This window comes from Paenirhodobacter sp., assembly GCF_041916475.1.
Lineage (GTDB): Bacteria > Pseudomonadota > Alphaproteobacteria > Rhodobacterales > Rhodobacteraceae > Rhodobacter.
The window spans coordinates 13,925-34,866 of record NZ_JAYRZN010000005.1 but is presented as its reverse complement, the minus strand read 5'-3'; the positions used below and the strand labels follow the sequence as shown (position 1 = coordinate 34,866).

General features: G+C 73.0%; 20 protein-coding genes and 1 riboswitch. Of the genes, 17 read left to right on the top strand and 3 right to left on the bottom strand.

Annotated features, from left to right (window positions below; translation table 11 throughout):
- The 3 genes from ACOMG5_RS03235 to ACOMG5_RS03225 are packed head-to-tail and all read left to right on the top strand — an operon-like array spanning window position 1 to window position 3,571.
- Window positions 1-1,269: a dihydrolipoamide acetyltransferase family protein gene (locus ACOMG5_RS03235; RefSeq protein WP_420342345.1), complete on the top strand. Its 1,269-nt coding sequence runs from the start codon at window positions 1-3 to the stop codon at window positions 1,267-1,269.
- 12 nt (window positions 1,270-1,281) lie between these two features.
- A complete protein-coding gene (lpdA, locus tag ACOMG5_RS03230) occupies window positions 1,282-2,637 on the top strand; it encodes a dihydrolipoyl dehydrogenase (protein WP_420342344.1) in 1,356 nt (451 codons plus the stop codon).
- A 37-nt stretch (window positions 2,638-2,674) separates the two neighbouring features.
- Entirely contained in the window at window positions 2,675-3,571 is an 897-nt protein-coding gene (locus ACOMG5_RS03225; protein ID WP_420342343.1) for a LysR family transcriptional regulator, read from the top strand.
- On the opposite strand, the gene ACOMG5_RS03220 is transcribed toward ACOMG5_RS03225, so the two are convergent.
- On the bottom strand, window positions 3,572-5,074 hold the full coding sequence (locus tag ACOMG5_RS03220) for an aldehyde dehydrogenase family protein (protein WP_420342342.1): 1,503 nt from the start codon (window positions 5,072-5,074) through the stop codon (window positions 3,572-3,574).
- A 141-nt stretch (window positions 5,075-5,215) separates the two neighbouring features.
- On the opposite strand from ACOMG5_RS03220, the gene ACOMG5_RS03215 reads away from it, so the two are divergent.
- The gene (locus ACOMG5_RS03215; protein WP_420342341.1) at window positions 5,216-5,956 is read left to right on the top strand and encodes a glucose 1-dehydrogenase; all 741 of its coding nucleotides are present in this window, start codon (window positions 5,216-5,218) and stop codon (window positions 5,954-5,956) included.
- 137 nt (window positions 5,957-6,093) lie between these two features.
- Complete coding sequence (locus ACOMG5_RS03210; RefSeq protein ID WP_420342340.1) at window positions 6,094-7,233, top strand: MFS transporter; 1,140 nt, start codon at window positions 6,094-6,096, stop codon at window positions 7,231-7,233.
- Here ACOMG5_RS03210 and cobO read toward each other — a convergent pair.
- The gene (gene cobO, locus ACOMG5_RS03205) at window positions 7,230-7,826 is read right to left on the bottom strand and encodes a cob(I)yrinic acid a,c-diamide adenosyltransferase (RefSeq protein WP_420342339.1); all 597 of its coding nucleotides are present in this window, start codon (window positions 7,824-7,826) and stop codon (window positions 7,230-7,232) included. The two genes, ACOMG5_RS03210 and cobO, sit on opposite strands and share 4 nt — an antisense overlap.
- A 34-nt stretch (window positions 7,827-7,860) precedes the next feature.
- Window positions 7,861-8,066, top strand: a riboswitch (cobalamin riboswitch).
- Between the two features lie 94 nt (window positions 8,067-8,160).
- Between cobO and ACOMG5_RS03200 the strand changes: the two genes are divergently transcribed.
- From ACOMG5_RS03200 to cobJ, 7 genes are read left to right on the top strand one after another with little or no spacing between them, the layout of a single operon-like run.
- A complete protein-coding gene (locus ACOMG5_RS03200; protein ID WP_420342338.1) occupies window positions 8,161-8,511 on the top strand; it encodes a DUF1636 family protein in 351 nt (116 codons plus the stop codon).
- Window positions 8,512-9,519, top strand: a complete 1,008-nt coding sequence (cobW, locus tag ACOMG5_RS03195) for a cobalamin biosynthesis protein CobW (RefSeq protein ID WP_420342337.1) — start codon at window positions 8,512-8,514, stop codon at window positions 9,517-9,519.
- Complete coding sequence (gene cobN, locus ACOMG5_RS03190) at window positions 9,519-12,692, top strand: cobaltochelatase subunit CobN (RefSeq protein WP_420342336.1); 3,174 nt, start codon at window positions 9,519-9,521, stop codon at window positions 12,690-12,692. Before cobW ends, cobN begins: the two co-directional genes overlap by 1 nt.
- The gene (locus tag ACOMG5_RS03185; RefSeq protein ID WP_420342335.1) at window positions 12,689-13,804 is read left to right on the top strand and encodes a hypothetical protein; all 1,116 of its coding nucleotides are present in this window, start codon (window positions 12,689-12,691) and stop codon (window positions 13,802-13,804) included. The genes cobN and ACOMG5_RS03185 overlap by 4 nt, the downstream gene beginning before the upstream one ends.
- Window positions 13,788-14,417 carry a precorrin-8X methylmutase gene (locus ACOMG5_RS03180; RefSeq protein WP_420342334.1) on the top strand — a complete coding sequence of 210 codons (630 nt, stop codon included), beginning with the start codon at window positions 13,788-13,790 and terminating at the stop codon, window positions 14,415-14,417. The genes ACOMG5_RS03185 and ACOMG5_RS03180 overlap by 17 nt, the downstream gene beginning before the upstream one ends.
- Entirely contained in the window at window positions 14,417-15,124 is a 708-nt protein-coding gene (gene cobI, locus ACOMG5_RS03175; RefSeq protein WP_420342333.1) for a precorrin-2 C(20)-methyltransferase, read from the top strand. Before ACOMG5_RS03180 ends, cobI begins: the two co-directional genes overlap by 1 nt.
- Window positions 15,121-15,852, top strand: coding sequence for a precorrin-3B C(17)-methyltransferase (cobJ, locus tag ACOMG5_RS03170; protein ID WP_420342332.1), 732 nt, complete (start codon window positions 15,121-15,123; stop codon window positions 15,850-15,852). The genes cobI and cobJ overlap by 4 nt, the downstream gene beginning before the upstream one ends.
- Here the strand turns inward: cobJ and ACOMG5_RS03165 are convergent.
- On the bottom strand, window positions 15,831-16,562 hold the full coding sequence (locus tag ACOMG5_RS03165; protein ID WP_420342331.1) for a cobalt-precorrin-6A reductase: 732 nt from the start codon (window positions 16,560-16,562) through the stop codon (window positions 15,831-15,833). The genes cobJ and ACOMG5_RS03165 overlap by 22 nt on opposite strands.
- On the opposite strand from ACOMG5_RS03165, the gene cbiE reads away from it, so the two are divergent.
- Genes cbiE through cobA form a run of 5 tightly spaced genes read left to right on the top strand, consistent with a single transcriptional unit; the run spans window position 16,561 to window position 20,843 of the window.
- Window positions 16,561-17,739, top strand: a complete 1,179-nt coding sequence (gene cbiE / locus ACOMG5_RS03160) for a precorrin-6y C5,15-methyltransferase (decarboxylating) subunit CbiE (protein WP_420342330.1) — start codon at window positions 16,561-16,563, stop codon at window positions 17,737-17,739. The two genes, ACOMG5_RS03165 and cbiE, sit on opposite strands and share 2 nt — an antisense overlap.
- Window positions 17,721-18,095 (top strand): cobalamin biosynthesis protein, encoded by a 375-nt coding sequence (locus ACOMG5_RS03155; RefSeq protein ID WP_420342329.1) that lies wholly within the window; start codon window positions 17,721-17,723, stop codon window positions 18,093-18,095. The genes cbiE and ACOMG5_RS03155 overlap by 19 nt, the downstream gene beginning before the upstream one ends.
- Window positions 18,092-18,865 carry a precorrin-4 C(11)-methyltransferase gene (gene cobM / locus ACOMG5_RS03150; protein ID WP_420342328.1) on the top strand — a complete coding sequence of 258 codons (774 nt, stop codon included), beginning with the start codon at window positions 18,092-18,094 and terminating at the stop codon, window positions 18,863-18,865. The genes ACOMG5_RS03155 and cobM overlap by 4 nt, the downstream gene beginning before the upstream one ends.
- Window positions 18,862-20,130, top strand: coding sequence for a cobyrinate a,c-diamide synthase (locus ACOMG5_RS03145; protein WP_420342327.1), 1,269 nt, complete (start codon window positions 18,862-18,864; stop codon window positions 20,128-20,130). Before cobM ends, ACOMG5_RS03145 begins: the two co-directional genes overlap by 4 nt.
- Window positions 20,127-20,843, top strand: a complete 717-nt coding sequence (cobA, locus tag ACOMG5_RS03140; protein ID WP_420342326.1) for a uroporphyrinogen-III C-methyltransferase — start codon at window positions 20,127-20,129, stop codon at window positions 20,841-20,843. The genes ACOMG5_RS03145 and cobA overlap by 4 nt, the downstream gene beginning before the upstream one ends.
- Window positions 20,844-20,942 lie beyond the last annotated feature (99 nt).

Below are 20,942 nucleotides of genomic sequence, written 5' to 3'. Positions count from 1 at the left end.
ATGGGCGTTCATACGATCCGGATGCCGGATATCGGCGAGGGTATCGCCGAGACAGAGATCGCCGAATGGCTGGTGGCCGAGGGCCAGATGGTGCGTGAGGACGAGCCCATCGTCGCGGTGATGACCGACAAGGCAACGGTAGAGATCCCCTCGCCGGTCGCGGGCAAGGTGATCTGGCAGGGGGGGCAGCCGGGCGATGTGATCGCGGTCGGCGCGGAGCTGGTGCGGCTGGAAGTGGAGGGGGCGGGCAACCAGAAGGCCACGCCCCCGTCCGATGCGGCGCCGAAGCCCGTTGTGCTGGCTGCGGAAGCGGCCAGGCCCGCTGTGGCGGAGGCCGCAGCTCCCGCCCATCCGGCAGCTCCCGTGGGGGCCGCCCCCGCCAGCCCACCCCGCGCGGCGCCGCTGCGCCCGGAGGGCGAGAAGCCGCTGGCGCCGCCCTCGGTGCGGGCGCGGGCGCGCGAGGCGGGGGTGGATCTGCGCATGGTGCGCGGCTCCGGCCCGGCCGGGCGGATCGGCCATGACGACCTCTCGGCCTTCATCGCCTCTGGCGGGCTGCCGCCTGCGGCAGGGCCGCAGCCCGACGAGACGGTGGAGGAGATCAAGGTCATCGGCCTGCGCCGCAAGATCGCGGAGCGGATGGAGATCGCGAACCGCATCCCCCATATCACCATCGTCGAGGAGATCGACGCCACCGCGGTGGAGGATCTGCGCGCGCGCATGGCCACCGGGGGCAAGCTCACGCTCCTGCCGTTCCTCGCGCGGGCGATCGTGAAGGCGGTGCGCGCCCAGCCCGCGCTGAATGCGCAATACGATGCCGAAGCGGGCCTGCTGCGCCGCTTCGGCGCCGTGCATCTGGGTATCGCGGCGCAGACGCCCGCGGGGCTGATGGTGCCGGTGGTGCGCCATGCCGAGGCGCTGTCGCTGCGCGAGACCGCGGCCGAAATCGCCCGGGTGGCGCAGGCTGCCAAGGACGGCACCGCCCGGCGCGAGGAGCTGTCGGGCTCCACCATCTCCATCACCTCGCTCGGCCCCCTCGGCGCCATCGCCACCACGCCGATCCTGAACGCGCCCGAGGTGGCGATCGTGGGGGTGAACCGGCTGGCGGTGCGCCCGTTCTGGAACGGGGCCGCCTTCGAGCCGCGCAAGATGATGAACCTGTCGTGCAGCTTCGATCACCGAGTGATCGACGGCTGGGATGCGGCGGTCTTCGTCGCGCGGCTGAAGGAGCTGCTGGAGACCCCGGCGCTGATTTTCGTGGCCGAGAACTGAGGGAGAGCTGACATGCGCGAGATTTCCTGCAAGCTTCTGGTCATCGGTGCGGGGCCGGGGGGCTATGTCTGCGCGATCCGGGCGGCGCGGCTGGGCGTCGATACCGTGGTGGTGGATCCGGCCCCGCCCGGCGGCACCTGCCTGAACGTGGGCTGCATCCCCTCGAAGGCGCTGATCCATGCGGCGGAGGATTTCCACCGGCTTCAGGCGCTCACCCCCGGCATCAGCGCCACCGGCGCGGTGGATCTGGGCCAGGTAGTGGCCTGGAAGGATGGGATCGTGGCGCGGCTGACGGGGGGCGTGCAAACGCTCCTGCGTAAGGCGGGCGCGCGGCTCATCACCGGCACCGCCACCCTGCGCGACGGCAAGACGGCCGAAGTGGCCACGCCCGAAGGCCCGGTCCTGCTGCGCGCGGAGGCGGTGGTGCTGGCCACGGGCTCGGAGCCCGTGGCGCTGCGCACGCTGCCCTTCGGCGGCAAGGTGATCTCCTCGACCGAGGCGCTGTCGCTCGCGGAGATCCCGGCCCGGCTCGCGGTGATCGGGGGCGGCTATATCGGGCTGGAACTCGGCACCGCCTTCGCCAAGATGGGCGCGCAGGTCACCGTGGTGGAGGCCGCGCCGCGGATCTTGCCGCAATATGACGAGGAGCTGACCCGCCCGGTGCTGTCGCGGCTCTCGGCCTTGGGCGTGCGGGTGCTGACGGGGGCGCGGGCGGGCGGGCTGTCTCCGGGCGGCGCGCTGCGCATCGCCACCGACGACTGGGCCGAGGAGATCGAGGCCGACCGCATCCTCGTCACCGCCGGGCGTCGCCCGCGGAGCGACGCGGCCGGGATCCCGGCGCTGGACCTCGATAGGGAGGGCGCCTTCGTGAAGGTGGACGCCCAGTGCCGCACCTCGATGAAGGGTGTCTATGCGATCGGCGATATCACCGGGGAGCCGATGCTCGCCCACCGGGCCATGGCGCAGGGCGAGATGGTGGCCGAAATCGTCGCCGGGCATCCGCGCGGCTGGGACCGGCGCGCGATCCCGGCGGTGTGCTTCACCGATCCCGAAATCGTCACCGTCGGCGAGCATGGCGGCGCGGGCACGATCACCGGCCTGTTCCCCTTCGCCGCCAACGGCAAAGCCATGACCGAGGCGCGCGAGGACGGCTTCATCCGCGTCACCGCGCGCGCCGATACGCATGAGGTGCTGGGCATCCAGGCGGTGGGGGCGGGGGTGGCGGAGCTGGCGGCGGGCTTCGCGCTGGCCCTTGAAATGGGCGCGCGGCTCGAGGATATCACCGGCACGATCCACGCCCACCCGACCCGCGGCGAGGCGTTGCACGAGGCCTGCCTGCGCGCGCTCGGCCAGGCGCTGCACATCTGAGTTGCACCCATGCCGCCCCGCGCGCGATAAGGGCGGCATGGTCACCAACATCAACCTGAAACTGCTGCAGACCTTCCTGCTGGCCGCCGAGCACGGCAGCTTCCGCCGCGCGGCGGAAGAGAGCAACCGTTCGCCCTCCGCCATCTCCATGCAGATCCGCGATCTGGAGGAGCAGGTCGGCATGAGCCTGTTCATCCGCACGCCGCACTGCGTGACGCTGACGCCGGAGGGGCGGCTGCTCTATGATCAGGTGGGCCATGCCATGGGCGAGGTGCAGGCGGGCCTCGCGCGGCTCACCGAGCTTGCGGCGCAGCGGCGCGGCCGGGTGCGCATCGCCTGCGCGCCCACGCTCGCCTCGACCCGGCTCGGCGCGATCCTGATGACCTTCCGCGCGCGGTTCCCGCGCTCCATCGTCGAGGTCCGCGAAACCCCGCCCGCCGGGGCGCTGGCGCTGCTGCAGGGGCAGGATGTGGAGCTGTATATCGGGCCCGAAATCCCGAACCTGACCGAATTCCACTTCGAGCCGATCCTGCGCGACCGGCTGGCGGTCTGCGTGCCGGCTGAGTTCGACACCGGCGCCGCGGCGCTGCGGCTCGCGGATCTGGCGGCGCTGCCCCTGATCGCGCTCGACCGGCAGACGGCGGTGCGCGCGCTCGCGGACCGGATCGCGGCCGAGGCCGGGCTGCGCCTCACGCCGCATTACGAGGTGCAGAACGCCTATACCGCCGTCGCGCTGGCGGCGGCGGGTCTGGGCGTCGCGCTGGTGCCCGAAGTGGCGGTGCCGATGCTGCCCGGTGCGGGCTACCGGGTGGTGCCGGTGGCCGATCCCGGGGCGGAGCGCGCGATCGGCATCCTGACCATGCGCGGCCATGTGCTGCACGGCTATTCCGAGCAGCTCATGGAGCTGATCCGCAGCGAGCTCAGCCGCGGCTGATCAGTCGGTGTTGATCCACACCGCCTTGGTATCCAGATATTCGTCCAGATGCTCGAGCCCGCCTTCGCGGCCATAGCCCGACATTTTCACGCCCCCGAACGGCACTGCCGGGTCGATGGCGTGATACATGTTCACCCAGACCGAGCCCGCCTTCAGCCGCCGCGCCAGCTTGTGCCCGGTGCCCAGATGGGTGGTGAACACCCCGGCCGCGAGGCCATAAGGCGTGGCATTGGCGCGCGCCACAACTTCCTCCAGCGTGTCGAAGGGCAGGGCGGAGATGACCGGCCCGAAGATCTCCTCGCGCGCGATCCGCATGTCGTCGGTCACGCCGCCGAACACGGTGGGGGCGATGAAATTGCCGCCCTCGAAGCCCGCGCCTTCGAGCCGCGCGCCGCCGGTGACGAGCGCTGCGCCCTCGGCCGGGCCTGCCTGCAGGAAGCTTTCCACCCGCTCCGCCTGCCGCGCCGAAATGATCGGGCCGAGCTCCGTTTCGGGCGCGATGCCATTGCCGATCCGCAGCCCGGCGGCGAATTCGCCCACCCGGCGGACGAATTCGTCATGGATCTCGCGCGCCACGAACAGCCGCGATCCGGCGATGCAGATCTGCCCGGAATTGGCAAATACCGCCATCGCCGCCACCGGCACCGCCTTGTCGATATCCGCATCGCGGCACACGATCACCGGGGATTTGCCGCCGAGCTCCAGCGAGACCCGCTTCAGGTTCCCCGTTGCCGCGCGCGCGATTGCCTGGCCGGTGGCCGTCGATCCGGTGAACACGATCTTGTCCACGCCCGGATGCGCCGCCAGCGCCGCGCCGGCTTCGGCCCCGGTGCCGGTGACGATATTGAGCACGCCATCGGGCAGCCCCGCCTCCTGCATCAGCTTCGCGATCAGCAGGACGGTGAGCGAGGCCTCTTCCGAAGGCTTCAGCACCACGGTGCAGCCCGTGGCCAGCGCCGGGCCGATCTTCCACACCGATCCGGCGATGGGCGCGTTCCAGGGGATGATGGCGCCCACCACCCCCACCGGCTCCTTCACCGTCTGCGACAGGATCTCGCCCGGGAAACTGTTCGGGATGGTCTGGCCGTGGATCGCCACCGCCTGGCCCGCATAGAAGCGCAGCATGCCCAGCACGCGGCGGCTGTTGGCCAGCGTGCGCGAAATGGGCATGCCCATGTCCAGCGTGTCCGAGAGGCACAGGGTCTCCCAGTTCTGCTCGAATTTCTCGGCGATGCGCAGCAGCAGCGCCTGCCGCTCGAACGGGGTGAATTTCGCCCAGGGGCCCTCGAAGGCCGCCCGCGCCGCCGCCACCGCGGCATCGATATCCGCCGCCGTGCCACGCGGCACCGTGGCCAGAAGCGCGCCCGTGGCCGGGTTGCGCGCCTCGATCACCGCCTCCGCCCGCCCCGCGACCCCCCGCCCCGCGACCCATTGGCCGGCGATGAACATCGGGCGGAAGCCGCCATCATAAAGCGCCGCCGCGCGGCCGTGCCAATCGGTCATCAGAAGTCCTCCCTGCGCGGGGGTTGTGCGCGCCCGCGCGCGCGGATTCAAGGAAGGAAATCTGACGGCCCGTTCAGTTATTGAGGACTGGCCCTTTGCCCCGGCTTCGCCCATCTTGCGCCCCGCAAAGAGGAGGACAACATGCGGTTGCAGGGGAAGGTGGCGATCGTCACCGGAGGCGGATCTGGTTTCGGCGCGGGCATCGTGCGCAAATTCGTGGCCGAGGGCGCGCGGGTTCTGGTGATGGATCGCGATGCAGTGAATGCCGAGATGGTGGCCGCAGAGACCGGCGCGCGCCCCTTCGCGGGCGACGTGACGCGCCTCGCGGATTTCGAGGCGGCGCGGGATCTCGCCATCGCCGAATTCGGCGGGCTCCATATCCTGGTGAACAATGCGGGCGTGGGCCATGTGCCGATGCCGCTCGACGCGGTGGACGAAGCCACCTTCGACCGGATCAACAACGTCAACATCCGCTCGGTCTACAATTCCGCCCGCGCGATCGTGCCGCATATGAAGGCGCAAAAATACGGCGCGATCCTGAACGTGGCCTCCACCGGCGGGGTGTCGCCGCGCCCGAACCTGACCTGGTACAACGCCTCCAAGGGCTGGGATATCGCCGCCACCCGCGGCATGGCGGTGGAGCTCGCGCCCTTCGGCATCCGCGTGAACGCGATCAACCCGGTCGCGGGCGATACGCCCCTGCTTGCCACCTTCATGGGCGAGGACACGCCGGAAATGCGCGCGAAGTTCCTCTCCACCATCCCGATCGGGCGCTTCTCCACCCCGGAAGACATGGGCAATGCCGCGGCCTTCCTGTGCTCGGACGAGGCCTCCATGATCACCGGCGTGGCGATGGAAGTCGATGGCGGGCGCTGCATCTGAGGCCCGGGTGCGGCCTGCCGGACACGCCCGGCGGGCCGCTGCGCACCGCTGCGCGCGCGCGATGGACAGCGCCGCCCGTGGGCGCTAACAGGAAGCATCCTCTTCCCCTCAGGCGTCCCATGTCCTCCCCGACACATATGCAATTTGCGATCCTGTCGCTGGCGCTCGGCGCCTTCGCGATCGGAACTTCCGAATTCGCCGCGATGGGGCTCCTGCCCTGGTATGCGCGCGATCTCGGCATCACCGAGCCCGAAGCCGGCCATGTCGTCAGCGCCTATGCGCTCGGCGTGGTGGTGGGCGCGCCGCTCACCTCCATCCTCGGCGCGCGGCTGCCGCGGCGGCGCTACCTGGCCGGGCTGATCGGCGCCTATGGCGTGCTGAACGTGCTGGCGGCGGTGCTGCCGGGCTATGGCATGCTGGTGGGCATGCGCTTCCTGGCCGGGTTGCCGCATGGCGGCTTCCTCGGCGTGGCGATGCTGATGGCGGCGCAGGCGCTGCCCCATGAGCAGCGCGCCAAGGGCGTCACCCAGATCATGCTGGGGCTGACGGTGGCCAACATCATCGGCGTGCCCTTCGCAGGCCTCCTCGGGCAGAACCTCGGCTGGCGGTGGGGCTTCGCGCTGCCCGGCGCGCTGGCGATCCTGTCCGCGGTGCTGGTGCTGCGCTATGCGCCGCGCGTGGGCGTCGATCCCGATGCGCGGCCGCTGCAGGAGCTGCGCGCGCTCGGCAACCCGAACGTGATCCTGACCCTGCTGGTGGGCGCCATCGGCTCGGGCGGGCTCTTTGCCGTCTATGCCTATCTGTCGGCGGCCATGCTCGCCACTTCGGAGCCGCCCGGCTGGGCGGTGCCGCTCGCGCTCAGCGTGTTCGGCGTCGGCGCGACGCTTGGCAGCGTGATCTCCGCGCGGCTCACGATCCGCTTCGGCATCTTCCGCACCGCATTCTGGTTCATGGTGTTCATGTGCGCGGTGCAGCTGTCGTCCTCGCTCGCGGTGGGGAGCTGGGCGCTGATGGTGGGCTCGGCGCTGCTCCTCGGGCTCGGGACCGGCGTGGTGGTGCCGCTGCAGACCCGGCTGATGGATGTGGCGGGGCAGGCCCAGTCGATGGCGGCGGCGATGAACCACGCGGCCTTCAACGCCGCCAATGCGCTCGGCCCCTGGGCTGCGGGGCTGGCGCTTTCGGCGGGCCTCGGCTGGCACTCCTCGGGCGTGGTGGGGATGGGGCTCTCTGTCGCGGGGATCGTGGCGCTTGGCGTGGCCTGGCGCTTCCGGCGCTAGAATTCGACCCCGGGCTGGGCCTTGATCCCGGCCCGGAACGGGTGCTTCACCGCGCCCATCTCCGTCACCAGATCCGCGAAGTCCAGCAGCTCCGGCTTCGCATTGCGCCCGGTCAGCACCACATGCGTCATCGCGGGCTTCTCCGCGCGCAGGAAGGCCACCACCTCGGCGATGTCGAGGTAATCGTAGCGCAGCGCGATATTGATCTCGTCGAGCAGCACCATCCGGTTCGCCGGATCGCGGATCAGCGTTTTCGCCTGCTCCCAGCCGGCGCGGGCGGCGGCGCGGTCGCGCTCCAGGTCCTGTGTCTCCCAGGTGAAGCCCTCGCCCATGGTGTGGAACGCCACGCCCAGCCGCGCCAGCAGGTCGCGCTCGCCGGTGGGCCGGCCGCCCTTGATGAACTGCACCACCGCGCAGGGGAAGCCATGCGCCACGCAGCGCAGGATCATCCCGAAGGCCGAGGAGCTCTTGCCCTTGCCCGGCCCGGTCAGCACGATGACGAGCCCCTTTTCGCCGGTCTTCGTCTCCATCATCCGGTCGCGCGCGGCCTTGATCTTCGCCTTCTTCTCGGCATGCCTTTCGGCTTCGGTCATCTCTGTCTCGCTTGACATGGGGGGCGGGGCATGGCTTGGCTGTGGCATCGCTGGTTCCTGCCATAGCGCAGGCGAAGAGGGAATGCGACAGGCCTTGGGCCGAAGCGCAGCCGCCCCCGCGACCGTGACCGGAAAGGTCGCCCGACGTCACTGGCCCCCAGGCCGGGAAGGCAGGGCGCCCGCAGGGGGCAACCCCGGGATCCGCAAGCCGGGAGACCTGCCAGCACTGGCCCCTGCGCGGGCCGACCACGTCCGCGGCCGGGGTGCGCCGCAGGCCGGAGAGAGGTGCACCCCGCGCCCCCGGTCCGCCCCCGCCGCATCGCAAGGAGGGGCCATGTCCCGGCCGACTACCCTGGTGGTCTGTACCACCTGCCGCCTGCCCGGCGCCGACCCCGCCGCCCCGCGCGATGGCGCGCGGCTCTCTGAGGCGCTGCAGGCCGCGGGCATCGCGCACCGGCGGCAGGAATGCCTGTCGGCCTGCACGCGCGGCTGCGCCGTGGCGCTCTGCGGGCCCGGGCGCTTCACCTATGTGCAGGGCGGCCTCGACCCGGAGCGCGACCTTCAGGACCTGATCGCCATGGTGCGCGCCTATGCCGAGGCGCCCGATGGCATCGTGCCCTGGCGCACCCGCCCCGAGGTGATCCGCAAGAATACCATCGCCCGTATCCCGCCGCTGGAGGCCTGAATGTCGCTCGAAAAAACCCCTGTCACCATCATCACCGGCTTCCTCGGCGCCGGGAAGACCACGCTGATCCGGCACCTGCTGCAGAACCCGGGCGGGCGGCGGCTGGCGGTTGTGGTCAATGAATTCGGCGATGTCGGCGTCGATGGCGCGCTGATCCGCGAATGCGCCGATGCGAACTGCCCGGAGGCGAATATCCTCGAGCTGACCAATGGCTGCATCTGCTGCACCGTGGCCGATGAATTCATCCCCGCGATCGAGCGGCTGATGGCGCTGGAGCCGCGCCCCGATCACATCGTGATCGAGACCTCGGGCCTCGCGCTGCCGAAGCCGCTGCTGAAGGCCTTCGACTGGCCCGCCCTGCGCGCCCGCATCACCATCGACGGCGTGGTGGCGGTGGCCGATGCCGAGGCGGTGGCGGCCGGGACCTTCGCCCCCGATCCGGCCCATCCCGGCGCCGAGCCCGACCACGAGACCCCGCTCTCCGAAGTGTTCGAGGACCAGATCGCCTGCGCCGATCTGGTGCTGCTGTCGAAGGCCGATCTCGCCGGGCCCGAAGGCATCGCCGCCGCCCGCGCGATCATCGCCGCCGAGGCGCCGCGCGCGCTGCCGATGCTGCCGCTGAGCGAAGGCGTGATCGATGCGCGGGTGGTGCTGGGCCTGGGTGCTGCGGCCGAGAACGGGCTCGATCAGCGCCCCTCGCACCATGACGGCGCCCCCGAGCACGACCACGACGATTTCGACACCGTGGTGATCGACCTGCCCGAGATCGCCGATCCGCAGGCGCTGGCCGACAAGGTCGCGGCGCTGGCTGCGCGGAAAATCCTGCGGGTGAAGGGCCATGTGGCGGTGCAGGGCAAGCCGATGCGGCTCCTGATCCAGGCGGTGGGCCCGCGCGTGCGCCATCAGTACGACCGGCCCTGGGGCGCCGATCCGCGCGCCTCGCGGCTGGTGGTGATCGCCGAGAAGGGCGATCTGGACCGGGCGGCGGTGGCGGCGGCGCTGGCCTGATGCACGTCCTGTTCCGCGAAAGCCACGGGCTGGAGGAAAGCGCCAGCCCCCGGGACCTCGGGCAGACGCCCGCGGAGCTGGTGGTGCTGTCGTTCTCCGACAGCGACCTTGGCGCTTTCGCGGCCGGGTGGCGGCGCGGCGGGCTGCCCTCCCTGCGGCTGGCCAATCTCTCGGCGCTGCTCCATCCGCTCTCGGTCGATACCTATCTGGAGCAAACCCTGTCGGGCGCGCGCGCCATCCTGATCCGGCTGATCGGGGGGCAGGGCTACTGGGCCTATGGCGTGGAGCAGGTATCCCGCCTCGCGCGGGAGCGCGGCATCGCGCTGGCGCTTCTGCCCGCGGACGGGCGCCCCGATCCGGCGCTGGAGGCGGCCTCCACGCTCCCTGCGGGCACGCTGCAGCGGCTGTCCTCCCTGTGCGAGACGGGCGGCGCGGTGGCGGCGCAGGGCGCGCTCGCGCAGCTCGCGCTGGCGGCGGGGCTCTATGCCGGGCCGGTGCCGGGGGCGAAGCTGCTGCCCGCCTTCGGCCTGTGGCATCCCGAAGGCGAAAGCCGGGCGGAGGGGCCCCTCGCGGTGATCCCGTTCTACCGCGCCTGGCTCGCCGCCGCCGATACCGCCCCGGTCGAGGCGCTGATCCGCGCCTTCGAGGCGCAGGGCTGGCGCGCGATGGGCGCCTATCTGCCCAGCCTGAAGGAGCCCGCTGCAGCGGCCTGGCTCAGGGCGGAGCTTTTGCGCCTGGCGCCCGCGGCCGTGGTCAATGCCACCGCCTTTTCGGCAGGTGCGGGTGCGCCGCTGGATGCGCCGGGCGTGCCCGTGTTCCAGGTGATCCACGCGACGAGCAGCCGCGCCGCCTGGGCCGCGGCGGAGCGGGGCCTCTCGCCCTCCGACCTCGCGATGCATGTGGCGCTGCCGGAGGTCGATGGCCGCATCGGCCTCGGCGTGGTCTCGTTCAAGGAAACCGGCGCGCCCGATCCCGATCTGCAATTCGCCTGCGCACGCCACTGCCCGGATCCGGAGCGCATCGCGGCCGCCGTGCGCCGGGTGCTGGCCTGGCACCGGCTGGCGGCGGCTCCGGCGGCGCAGAAGCGGGTGGCGCTGGTGCTCTCCACCTACCCGGGCCAGGCGCACCGGATGGCCCATGCCGTGGGCCTCGATGCGCTGGCCTCGGCCGAAGCGATGCTGGAGGATATGGCCGCTGCGGGCTACACCCTGGCCCCCGGCGCCGCGCTGGAGGTGGCGCTGGTGCGGGAGTGGGTGGAGTGGCCGGTGGCGGATTATCTGGCGGCGCTGCCCGCGCCCCTGCGCGAAGCCATCGAGGCCGCCCATGGCCCGGCCCCCGCCGCGCCCTTCCGCTTCGCCGTGGCGCGGCGCGGCCATGTGCTGGTGGCGCTGCAGCCCGAGCGCAGCCCCGCGCCCGACCGCGAAGGCGAATACCACGATCTCAGCCGCGTGCCGAGCCATGCCTATGCGGCGTTCTACCTGTGGTTGCAGCGCGAGGTGCAGGCGCTGGTGCATGTGGGCGCGCATGGCACGCTCGAATGGCTGCCGGGCAAGGCCGTCGCGCTTTCGGACGGGTGCTGGCCCGCGGTGCTGACGGGCGATCTGCCGATCATTTATCCGTTCATCGTGAACGATCCGGGCGAGGCCGCGCAGGCGCGCAGGCGCCTCGGCGCGCTCACGCTCGGGCATCTGCCGCCGCCGCTCGCGGCTTCGGGCCTGCCCGAGGCGCTGGTGCGGCTGGAGCGGCTGCTCGATGAATATTCCACCGCCGACGGGCTCGACCCGGCCCGCCGCGGGCGGCTCATCGCCGCGATCCGGCTGGAGGCACAGGTGGCGGGCGTGGAGGATGACCTCGGCCTGCCCGGCACCGCCTCCGCCGCCGAGGCGATCCCGCGGATCGACCGCTTCGTCTGCGATCTGAAGGAAAGCCAGTATGGCGAGGGGCTTCATATCTGGGGCCGGGGCCTGCCGGGCGCGGATCAGGCTTCGGTTGCGGCGGAGCGCGGGGGCCTGATCGCGGCGCTGGCGGGGCGGCGGATCGCGGCGGGGCCATCGGGCTCTCCGTTCCGGGGCCGCACCGATGTGCTGCCCACCGGGCGCAATCTCTATGGCACCGATCCGCGGGCGGTGCCCTCACGCGCGGCTCATGCCCAGGGGGTGAAGCTCGCCGAAGAGCTCCTGCGCCGGCATCTTCAGGATCAGGGCGACTGGCCGCGCGGCCTGGTGGTCAATCTCTGGGGCTCGGCCACGATGCGCACCGCGGGCGAGGAATTCGCGATGGCGCTGCATCTCGCCGGGCTCGCGCCGCTGTGGGACGCGGACCGGGTCACCGGCTTCGAGGTGCTGCCGCTCGCGCTGATGGACCGGCCGCGGATCGAGGTGACGCTGCGGGTCTCGGGCCTGTTTCGCGATATCTTCCCGGGTCTCGCGCAGCTGTTCGAGGCGGGCACGGTGGCGCTGGCGGCGCGCGACGAGCCCGCAGACATGAACCCCTATATCGCCGCAGCCCCCGGGCCGCGGGTGTTTGCTCCCGCGCCCGGCGGCTATGGCCTCGGCATAGAGACCGGCCCGCTGGATCCGGCGGCGCGCGCGCGGGCGGGCGAGGCTTGGCTCGCGGCCTCGGCCTACAGCGCCGCCGGGGCGCCTGCGCGCGGCGCGCTGGAGGCGCGGCTGCGCGGCGCCGATGCCTTCGTCCATACCCAGGACCTGCCCGAAACGGACCTGCTGCTGGCCGAGGATTACGCCGTGCATGAGGCGGGCTTTGCCGCCGCCATGGCGCGCGTGGGCGGGGCGGCCGCGCTCTATCACCTGGATGCCACCCGCCCGGGCGCCCCGCGCGCGCGGACCCTGCCCGAAGAAATCGCCCGGGTCACGCGGGCGCGCGCGGCGCATCCGGGCTGGCTCGCGGCGATGCGGCGCCACGGCTTTCGCGGCGCGGCCGAAATCGCGGCCACGCTCGATCACATGGCCGCCTTCGCGCATCTGGCGGGGGTGGTGCCGCCGCATCTGTTCGATCTCTACCACGCGGCCACGCTCGGCGATGCCGATCTGCGCGCGTTTCTGGCCGCGGCCAATCCGGGCGCGCTGGCGGCGATGGAGGCGCGTTTCGCGGAGCTCGCCCGCGCCGGGCTCTGGCACAGCCGCTCCAATTCCCGCGCGGCAGGTGTGCCATGAGCCTGCGCGGCTGGTGCCCCGGCGCGCTGCGCCCGATGATGAGCGGCGACGGGCTGGTGCTGCGGATCCGCCCGCATGCCGGGCGGCTTTCGGTGGCCCAGGCGCGCGCGGTGGCCGATCTGGCGCAGGCCCATGGCAATGGCCGCATCGACCTCGGCGCGCGCGCGCATCTGCAGTTGCGTGGGGTCGCGGAGGCGGCGCTGCCCGCGCTCTGGGCGGCGCTGGCGGATCTCGGCCTGCTGGATCAGGATGCCGGTGCCGAGGCCCGGCGCAACATCCTCACCACGCCCATCCACGGCGCCGATGAAACCCTGGCGCTGGTGGCGGCGCTGGAGGAGGGGTTGCGCACGGGCCCGGATCTGCCCGCGAAATTCGGCTTCGCGGTGGATACCGGGGCGGCGGCGGTGCTGGGCGGCGCCTCGGCGGACCTGCGGATCGAGCGCGCGGCCGATGGGCTGATCCTGCGCGCGGAGGGCATGGCGCGCGGCGAGGCGGTGAGCGCTGCGCAGGCGGTGCCCCGCGCGCTGGAGATTGCGCGCTGGTTCGCGGCCCGGCGCGGGGCGGAAACGCGGATCGCGCGGCTGGGCCTCGCGCCGCCGCTCCGGGCGGAGCAGCCTCCCCTTACAGGCGCGGTGCTGGTCCCCGGCGCCACCCCCTTCGGCCTTTGCATAGGCCTGCCCTTCGGGCAGATCGGCGCGCAGGATCTGCACCGCCTCGCGCTGGCGCCGCTGCGGCTCACGCCCTGGCGCTCGGTGCTGCTGGAAGGCGTGGCCGCGGCCGATCTGCCGCCCGGCCTGATCCGCAATGCGGCCGATCCGCTCCTGCGGGTCAGCGCCTGCACCGGCGCACCGGGCTGCGCCTCGGCCACGGTCGAGACCCGCGCTCTGGCGCGCAGGCTGGCGGCCGGGCTGCCCGCCGGGGCCACGTTGCATGTCTCGGGCTGCGCCAAGGGCTGCGCCCATCCGCGCCCCGCCGACATCACCCTCACCGGGCGCGATGGCGCCTTCGACCTGATCCTGAACGCAGGCCCCGCCGCCGCGCCCCTGCGGCGCGGGCTCGGCCCTGCCGACATTCCCGACGCGATACGAGGTTCCCTTGCCCCACGTCTATGAAAAGGATGGCGCCGCGATTTACCGCGCCTCTTTCGCCACGATCCGCGCCGAGGCGGAGCTCGCGCGCTTCACCCCCGAGGAGGAGCCCGTCGCGGTGCGCATGATCCATGCGAGCGGCATGGTCGGGCTCGCGCCCCATATCCGCTTCGCGCCGGGCTTCGCGCTCGCTGCGCGCCGGGCGCTGGAGGCGGGCGCGCCGATCCTGTGCGATGCGCGCATGGTCTCCGAAGGGATCACCCGGGCGCGCCTGCCCGCAGACAACCCGGTGCTCTGCACCCTGCACGCCCCCGATATCGCCGCGCTGGCGGCGATGATGGGCGATACCCGCTCCGCCGCGGCGGTGGAGCTGTGGCGGCCGCATCTGGCGGGTGCGGTGGTGGCGATCGGCAATGCGCCAACGGCGCTGTTTCGCCTGCTGAACATGCTCGAAGACCCGGCCTGCCCGCGCCCCGCCGCCATCATCGGCTGCCCGGTGGGCTTCATTGGCGCCGCCGAATCCAAGGCCGCGCTGATGGCCGACAATCCGGTGCCGTGGTGCGTGGTGGAGGGGCGGCTTGGCGGCTCGGCGATCACGGTGGCGGCGGTCAATGCGCTCGCCTCGCGGAGCGAATGATGGCACGGGTGATCTGCATCGGCCTCGGCCCCGGCGACCCGGACCTGATGAGCGTTCGCGCCCACCGGCTGCTCGCGGGCGCCCGGATCGTGGCCTATTTCCGCAAGGCCGGCCGCCCGGGGCAGGCGCGGCGCATGGTCGAGGGGCTGATCCCCGAAGACGCCGAGGAATGGCCGATGGAATACCCCGTCACCACCGAGATCCCGCTCGGTGATCCGGCCTATAATGCCGCGCTCGCGCCCTTCTATGCGGACTGGGCCGCGCGCCTGGCCGCCGCGCCGCACGATGTGATCGTGCTCTGCGAGGGCGACCCGTTCTTCTACGGCTCCTTCATGCACCTGCATTCCCGGTTGCCGCGCGATCAGGTGGAGGTGGTGCCCGGCATCCCCGGCATGGCCGGCTGCTGGACGGCGACGGGCCAGCCGATCACCTGGGGCGACGATGTGCTTACCGTGCTGCCCGCGACCCTGCCGCAGGCGGAGCTCGCCCGCCGCATCCGCGATACCGATGCGCTGGTCGCGATGAAGATCGGCCGCAATCTGCCGCGCCTGCGGGCGGCGCTCGCGGAGGCGGGGCGGCTGCAGGATGCCTGGCTGGTGGAGCATGGCACCATGCCCGCCGAGCGGGTGCGGCCGCTGGCCGGGGTGGAGGGGCCGGTGCCCTATTTCTCCATCGTGCTGGTGCATGGGCGGGGGCGGCGGCCATGAGCGGATGGCTCGCCATTGCGGGGCTGGGGCCGGGGGATGCGGGGCTGGTCACGCCCGAGGTTTCCTCCGCGCTGGCCGCGGCCACCGATGTGGTCGGCTATATCCCCTATGTGGCGCGGGTGGCGCCGCGGCCGGGGCTCTCGCTGCATCCGTCCGACAACAGGGTCGAGCTGGAGCGCGCCACCGAAGCGCTACGCATGGCGGCGGCGGGGCGGCGCGTGGTGGTGGTCTCCTCGGGCGATCCGGGGGTGTTTGCCATGGCTTCGGCGGTGTTCGAGGCGCTGGAGGGCCATCCCGAATGGCAGGGGCTGGAAATCCGCGTGCTCCCCGGCATCACCGCGATGCTGGCGGCGGCGGCCGCCGCAGGCGCGCCGCTCGGCCATGATTTCTGCGCGATCAACCTCTCCGACAATCTGAAGCCCTTCGAGACGGTGCTGCGCCGGGTGCGGCTGGCAGCCGAGGCGGATTTCGCGATGGCCTTCTACAACCCGCGCTCGCGCGCCCGGCCGGGGCAGTTCGGGCAGGTGCTGGCGGCGCTCCGGGCGGTGTGCGAGCCGGCGCGGCTCATTGTATTTGCCCGCGCCGTTGCCACCCCCGAGCAGCAGATCCGCGTGCGGCCCCTCTCGGAGGCCACCGAGGAGATGGCCGACATGCGCACGGTGGTGATCGTGGGCTCCTCGCGCACGCGGCAGGTCGGGCGCTTCACCTATAGCCCGAGGTCGGCATGAAGCCAGTCGAGCACGGCATCGACCGCGCCCACGACCGCCCGCGGCGGCAGCGCGGGGCGATCGATCATCACCACCGGCAGGCCGAGCGCGCGCGCGGCCGCGAGCTTCGCCTCCGCGCCCGCGCCGCCCGCATTCTTGGCCACGACCAAAGTGATGCCATGGCGGCGCAGGAGCGCCGTATCCCCGGCCGCATCGAACGGCCCGCGCGCGATCTCCACGCTCACCCGGCCCAGCGGCAGCGCCTGCGGCGGATCCACCAGCCGCAGCAGGAAATGATGCGGCAGCCCCGCGAACTCCGCCAGATGCTGGCGCCCGATCGCCAGGAATACGCGCCCGGGCGCGCGGGGCAGGGCGCGGGCGGCTGCGGCAATATCGGGCACGCGGGTCCAGGCATCCCCCGGCCCCGGCTGCCATTCCGGGCGCTGCAGCGCCAGCAGCGGCACGCCGGTGGCGGCGCAGGCGGCAATGGCATTGCGGCTGATCTGCGCGGCGAAGGGGTGCGTGGCGTCGATCACCCGGCCGATGCCCTCCTGCCGCAGATAGCGCGCGAGCCCCTCGGCGCCGCCGAAGCCGCCGATGCGCACCGGCACCGGCTGCGCGCGCGGCGCCTCCGTGCGCCCGGCATAGGACAGGATCGCGGGCTGCCCCTGCAGCGCGGCGGCCAGGCGGCTGGCCTCGGTGGTGCCGCCAAGGATGAGGATGCGGCGCATGGCTGAATGGCTCTCGATCATCGGTATCGGCGAAGATGGCCCCGATGGGCTCGGAAAGGCAAGCCGCGATGCGCTGGCGGCGGCGGAGGTCGTGTTCGGCGGGCCGCGGCACCTGGCGCTGATCGAGCATCCGGACCGGCGGCCCTGGCCGGTGCCGTTCTCGGTGGCGCCGGTGCTGGCGCTGCGCGGGCGCCGGGTGGCGGTGCTGGTCTCGGGCGATCCGTTCTGGCACGGGGCGGGGGGCACGCTGGTGCCGCATCTGGCGCCCGGGGAATGGCGTGCCTGGCCCGCGCCGTCGGTGGGCGCGCTGGCCGCGGCGCGGCTCGGCTGGCGGCTGGAGGAGGTGCTGCTCCTGGGGCTGCATGCGGCGCCCCTGGCCCGGCTGCGCCCGCATCTGGCGCCCGGTCTGCGCGCCATCGTGACCCTGCGCGACGGGGCCGCGGTGGGCGATCTGCTGCGCTACCTGAGCGAGGAGGGCTTCGGCGAAAGCCGGGTGGTGGTGATGGAGCGGCTCGGCGGCCCGGCCGAGCGGCTGCGCTGGCTCCGCGTGGACGAGGGGGTGGCGGAAACCGCATCCCCCGTCACCGCGGCGCTTGAGGTGCAGGGCGGCGGGCGCACCGTGCCGCGCGCCTCCGGCCTGCCCGACGACCTTTTCGCCCATGACGGCCAGATCACCAAACGCCCGGTGCGGGCGCTCGCGCTCTCGGCGCTGGCGCCGCGGGCGGGGGAACTCCTGTGGGATCTCGGCGCGGGCTCGGGTTCCATCGGCATCGAATGGCTGCTGGCCCATCCCGCCACCCGCGCGGTCGGGGTGGAGGCGGATCCCGTCCGCGCGGCGCGCGCGCGTGCCAATGCCGCGCGCCTCGGCGTGGACCGGCTCGAAATCCGCCAGGGCCGCGCGCAGGATCTGCTCGCGGATCTGCCGGATCCGCAGGCGGTGTTCGTGGGCGGCGGCTGCGATGGCGCGCTGCTGGAGGCGCTCTGGGCGCGGCTTTCCCCCGGCGCGCGGATCGTGGCCCATGCGGTGACGCTGGAGACCGAGGCCCTGCTGGTGCAGTGGCAGGCGGCGCGGGGCGGGCAGCTCTTGCGGATCGCGCTCTCCGAAGTGGCCCCGATCGGGCGCCGGCGCGGCTGGCGCGCGGCCTATCCGGTGGTGCAATGGAGCGTCACCCGATGATCGCCGGGATCGGCCTGCGCGAGGCCGCGAGCCCCGCCTCCATCCTCGATGCGCTGGCCCGCGCGGGCGGCGCGGATCTGCGCCGCCTCGCGGTGCCCGCGGTGAAGGCGCGCCACCCCGCCATCGCCGCGCTGAAGGGCCTCGGCTATGCCGTCACCTCCGTCCCGGCCGAAGCCCTCGCGCCCCAGCCCACCCTGACCGACAGCCCCCATGCGCGCGCCGCAATGGGCACCGGATCGGTGGCCGAAGCCTGCGCGCTCGCCGCCCTCGGCCCCGGCGCGCGGCTGCTGGGCCCGCGCGCCATCTCGGCCGACCGCCTCGCCACCGCCGCCATCGCCACAGGAGACCCGGCATGACCGTCCATTTCATCGGCGCAGGCCCCGGCGCCCCCGACCTGCTCACCCTGCGCGGGCGCGACCTGATCGCGGCCTCCCCGGTCTGCCTCTATGCCGGATCGCTGATCCCGGAGGCGGTGCTCGCGCATTGCCCGCCCGGCTGCCGCATCGTGAACACCGCGCCGATGGACCTCGACAGCATCATCGCCACCATCGCCGAAGCCCATGCGCAGGGGCATGATATCGCCCGCCTGCATTCGGGCGATCTCTCGGTCTGGTCCGCCATGGGCGAGCAGCTGCGCCGCCTGCGCGCGATGGGCATCCCCTATGACGTGACCCCCGGGGTCCCGAGCTTCGCCGCCGCCGCCGCCGCCCTCGGCGCGGAGCTGACCCTCCCCGGGCTCGCGCAAAGCGTCGTCCTCACCCGCACCCCGGGCCGCGCCTCGCCGATGCCCGGCGGCGAAAGCCTCGCAGCCTTCGCCGCGACCGGCGCCACGCTCGCCATCCACCTCTCCATCCACCGGCTGGAGGAGGTGGCGCGCGACCTCGCCGCCCATTACGGCGCCGAATGCCCGGTGGCCGTGGTCTGGCGCGCCACATGGCCCGATCAGCGCGTGGTGCGCGGCACGCTCTCGGGCATTGCCGCCGCCGTGGGCGCCACGATGGAGCGCACCGCGCTCATCCTCGTGGGCCCCGCGCTCGCGGCGGAGGGCTTCGACGAAAGCCGCCTCTACGCGCCCGATTACGACCGCCGCTTCCGCGCGGGCCGCGCCGATGCGGTGACGGAATGACCCCGGGGCTGATCGTCTCGGCGCCGCGCTCGGGGGCGGGGAAAACCACGGTGATGCTCGGCCTGCTGCGCTGCCTCACTGAGGACGGCATCGCCGTGCAGCCCTATAAATGCGGCCCGGATTACATCGACCCCGCCTTCCACCGCGCCGCCTGCGGCCGCGACAGCTTCAACCTCGACAGCTGGGCGATGCCCGCGGGCCTGCTGGGCCGGCAGCTGGCGCGCGGCGGAGACATGGCGCTGGCCGAAGGCTCCATGGGCCTGTTCGATGGCGTGGCGCGCCCGGGCGCCACCGGCACCGGCGCCAGCGCCGATATCGCCCGGCTCACCGGCTGGCCGGTGGTGCTGGTGCTCGATGTTTCGGGCCAGGCGCAAACCGCGGCCGCTCTGGCCCTGGGCATGGCCCGGTTCCGCCCGGATGTGCAGATAGCGGGCGTGATCCTGAACCGCGTGGCCTCGCCCCGGCACGAGCGGCTCTGCCGCCTCGGGATGGAGGCCGCGGGGCTTCGCGTCTTCGGCGCGCTGCCCCGGCGCGGCGATCTCACCATCGCCGAGCGCCATCTCGGCCTCGTGCAGGCGGTGGAGCACCCGGATCTGGAGGCGGCGGTGGCGCAATATGCGGCCTTCCTGCGCGCCCATGTGGATCTGGCGGCGCTGCGGGCCGCGGCCGCAGGCGGGCAGGCGCCCGCGCCCGGCCCCGCCCCGCGCCCGCCCGGGCAGCGCATCGCTTTGGCGCAGGATGCGGCGTTTTCCTTCATCTATCCACATCTGCTCGATGCCTGGCGCGCGCAGGGGGCGGAGATTTTGCCGTTCTCGCCGCTGGCCGATGCGCCGCCGCCCGCGGCCGATATCTGCTGGCTGCCGGGGGGCTATCCGGAACTGCATGCAGGGCGGATCGCGGCGGCGGGGCGGTTCCTCGCCGGGCTGCGCGGCTTCGCGGGCCGGGTGCATGGCGAATGCGGCGGCTACATGGTGCTGGGCGCTGCGCTGATCGATGCAGAGGGCCAGCGCCACGAAATGGCCGGGCTCCTCGGGCTCGTCAGCAGCTACGAGAAGCGCCGGATGCATCTGGGCTACCGGCTGGCGGAGCTGCCGGGTGGCACCCGGCAGCGCGGGCATGAATTCCACTATTCCACCATTCTCGCGCAGCCCGATGCGCCGCTGGCCCGGGTGACCGATGCAGATGGCGCCGAGGTGGCCGAGACCGGCTCGCGCCGCGGGGCCGTCAGCGGCACCTTCTTCCACCTGATCGCGGAGGCTGCATGACCGGCTTCGTCAGTTTCGTCTCCTCCGGCCCCGGCGATCCGGAGCTCCTGACCATGCGCGCCGCGGACCGGCTGCGCGCGGCCGAGGTGGTGCTCTTCGACGATCTCTCCGCCGGGCCGATCCTCGGGCTCTGCGCCGGGGCGGAGCTCGTCTCGGTGGGCAAGCGCGCGGGCCGGGTCTCGCCGCGGCAGGACCATGTGAGCCGGCTTCTGGTGGAGCATGCGCGCAGCGGCGCGCGGGTGGTGCGGCTCAAATCCGGCGATGCGGGCCTGTTCGGCCGGCTGGAGGAGGAAATCGCGGCCCTGCGCGCGGCGGGTATCGGCTTCGAGATCGTGCCCGGCGTGACCGCGGCCACCGCGGCCACTGCGGCGGCGGGCATCCCGCTCACCCGGCGCGGCATCGCTAGGCGGGTGCAGTTCGTCACCGGCCATGACGTGACCGGCGCGCTGCCCGAAGGGCTGAACTGGGCCGCGCTTGCGGATCCCTCCGCGGTCACGGCGGTGTTCATGGCGCGCGGTACCTTCGCGCTGCTGGCCGCGGGGCTGATCGCGGCGGGCCTGCCGCCGGAGACGCCCGCGCTGCTGGCGCAAGGGGTCTCCACCCCGGGCGAGGCGATCTTGCGCGAGACGGTGGCCGGGCTCGCGCAGCGGCTGGCCGGGGCCGCGCCCGACCCTGCGCCGACGCTGATCCTCTATGGCGCACTGGCGGGCTGAGCGCAGGCCAGCAGTGCCCCCGCGAAGCCCCGCAGCCGCCGGGCGCTTGAACGCGCGGCCAGAGTTCCGCTGGGTAATGCTCTTTGCGCGCCGGGCCGT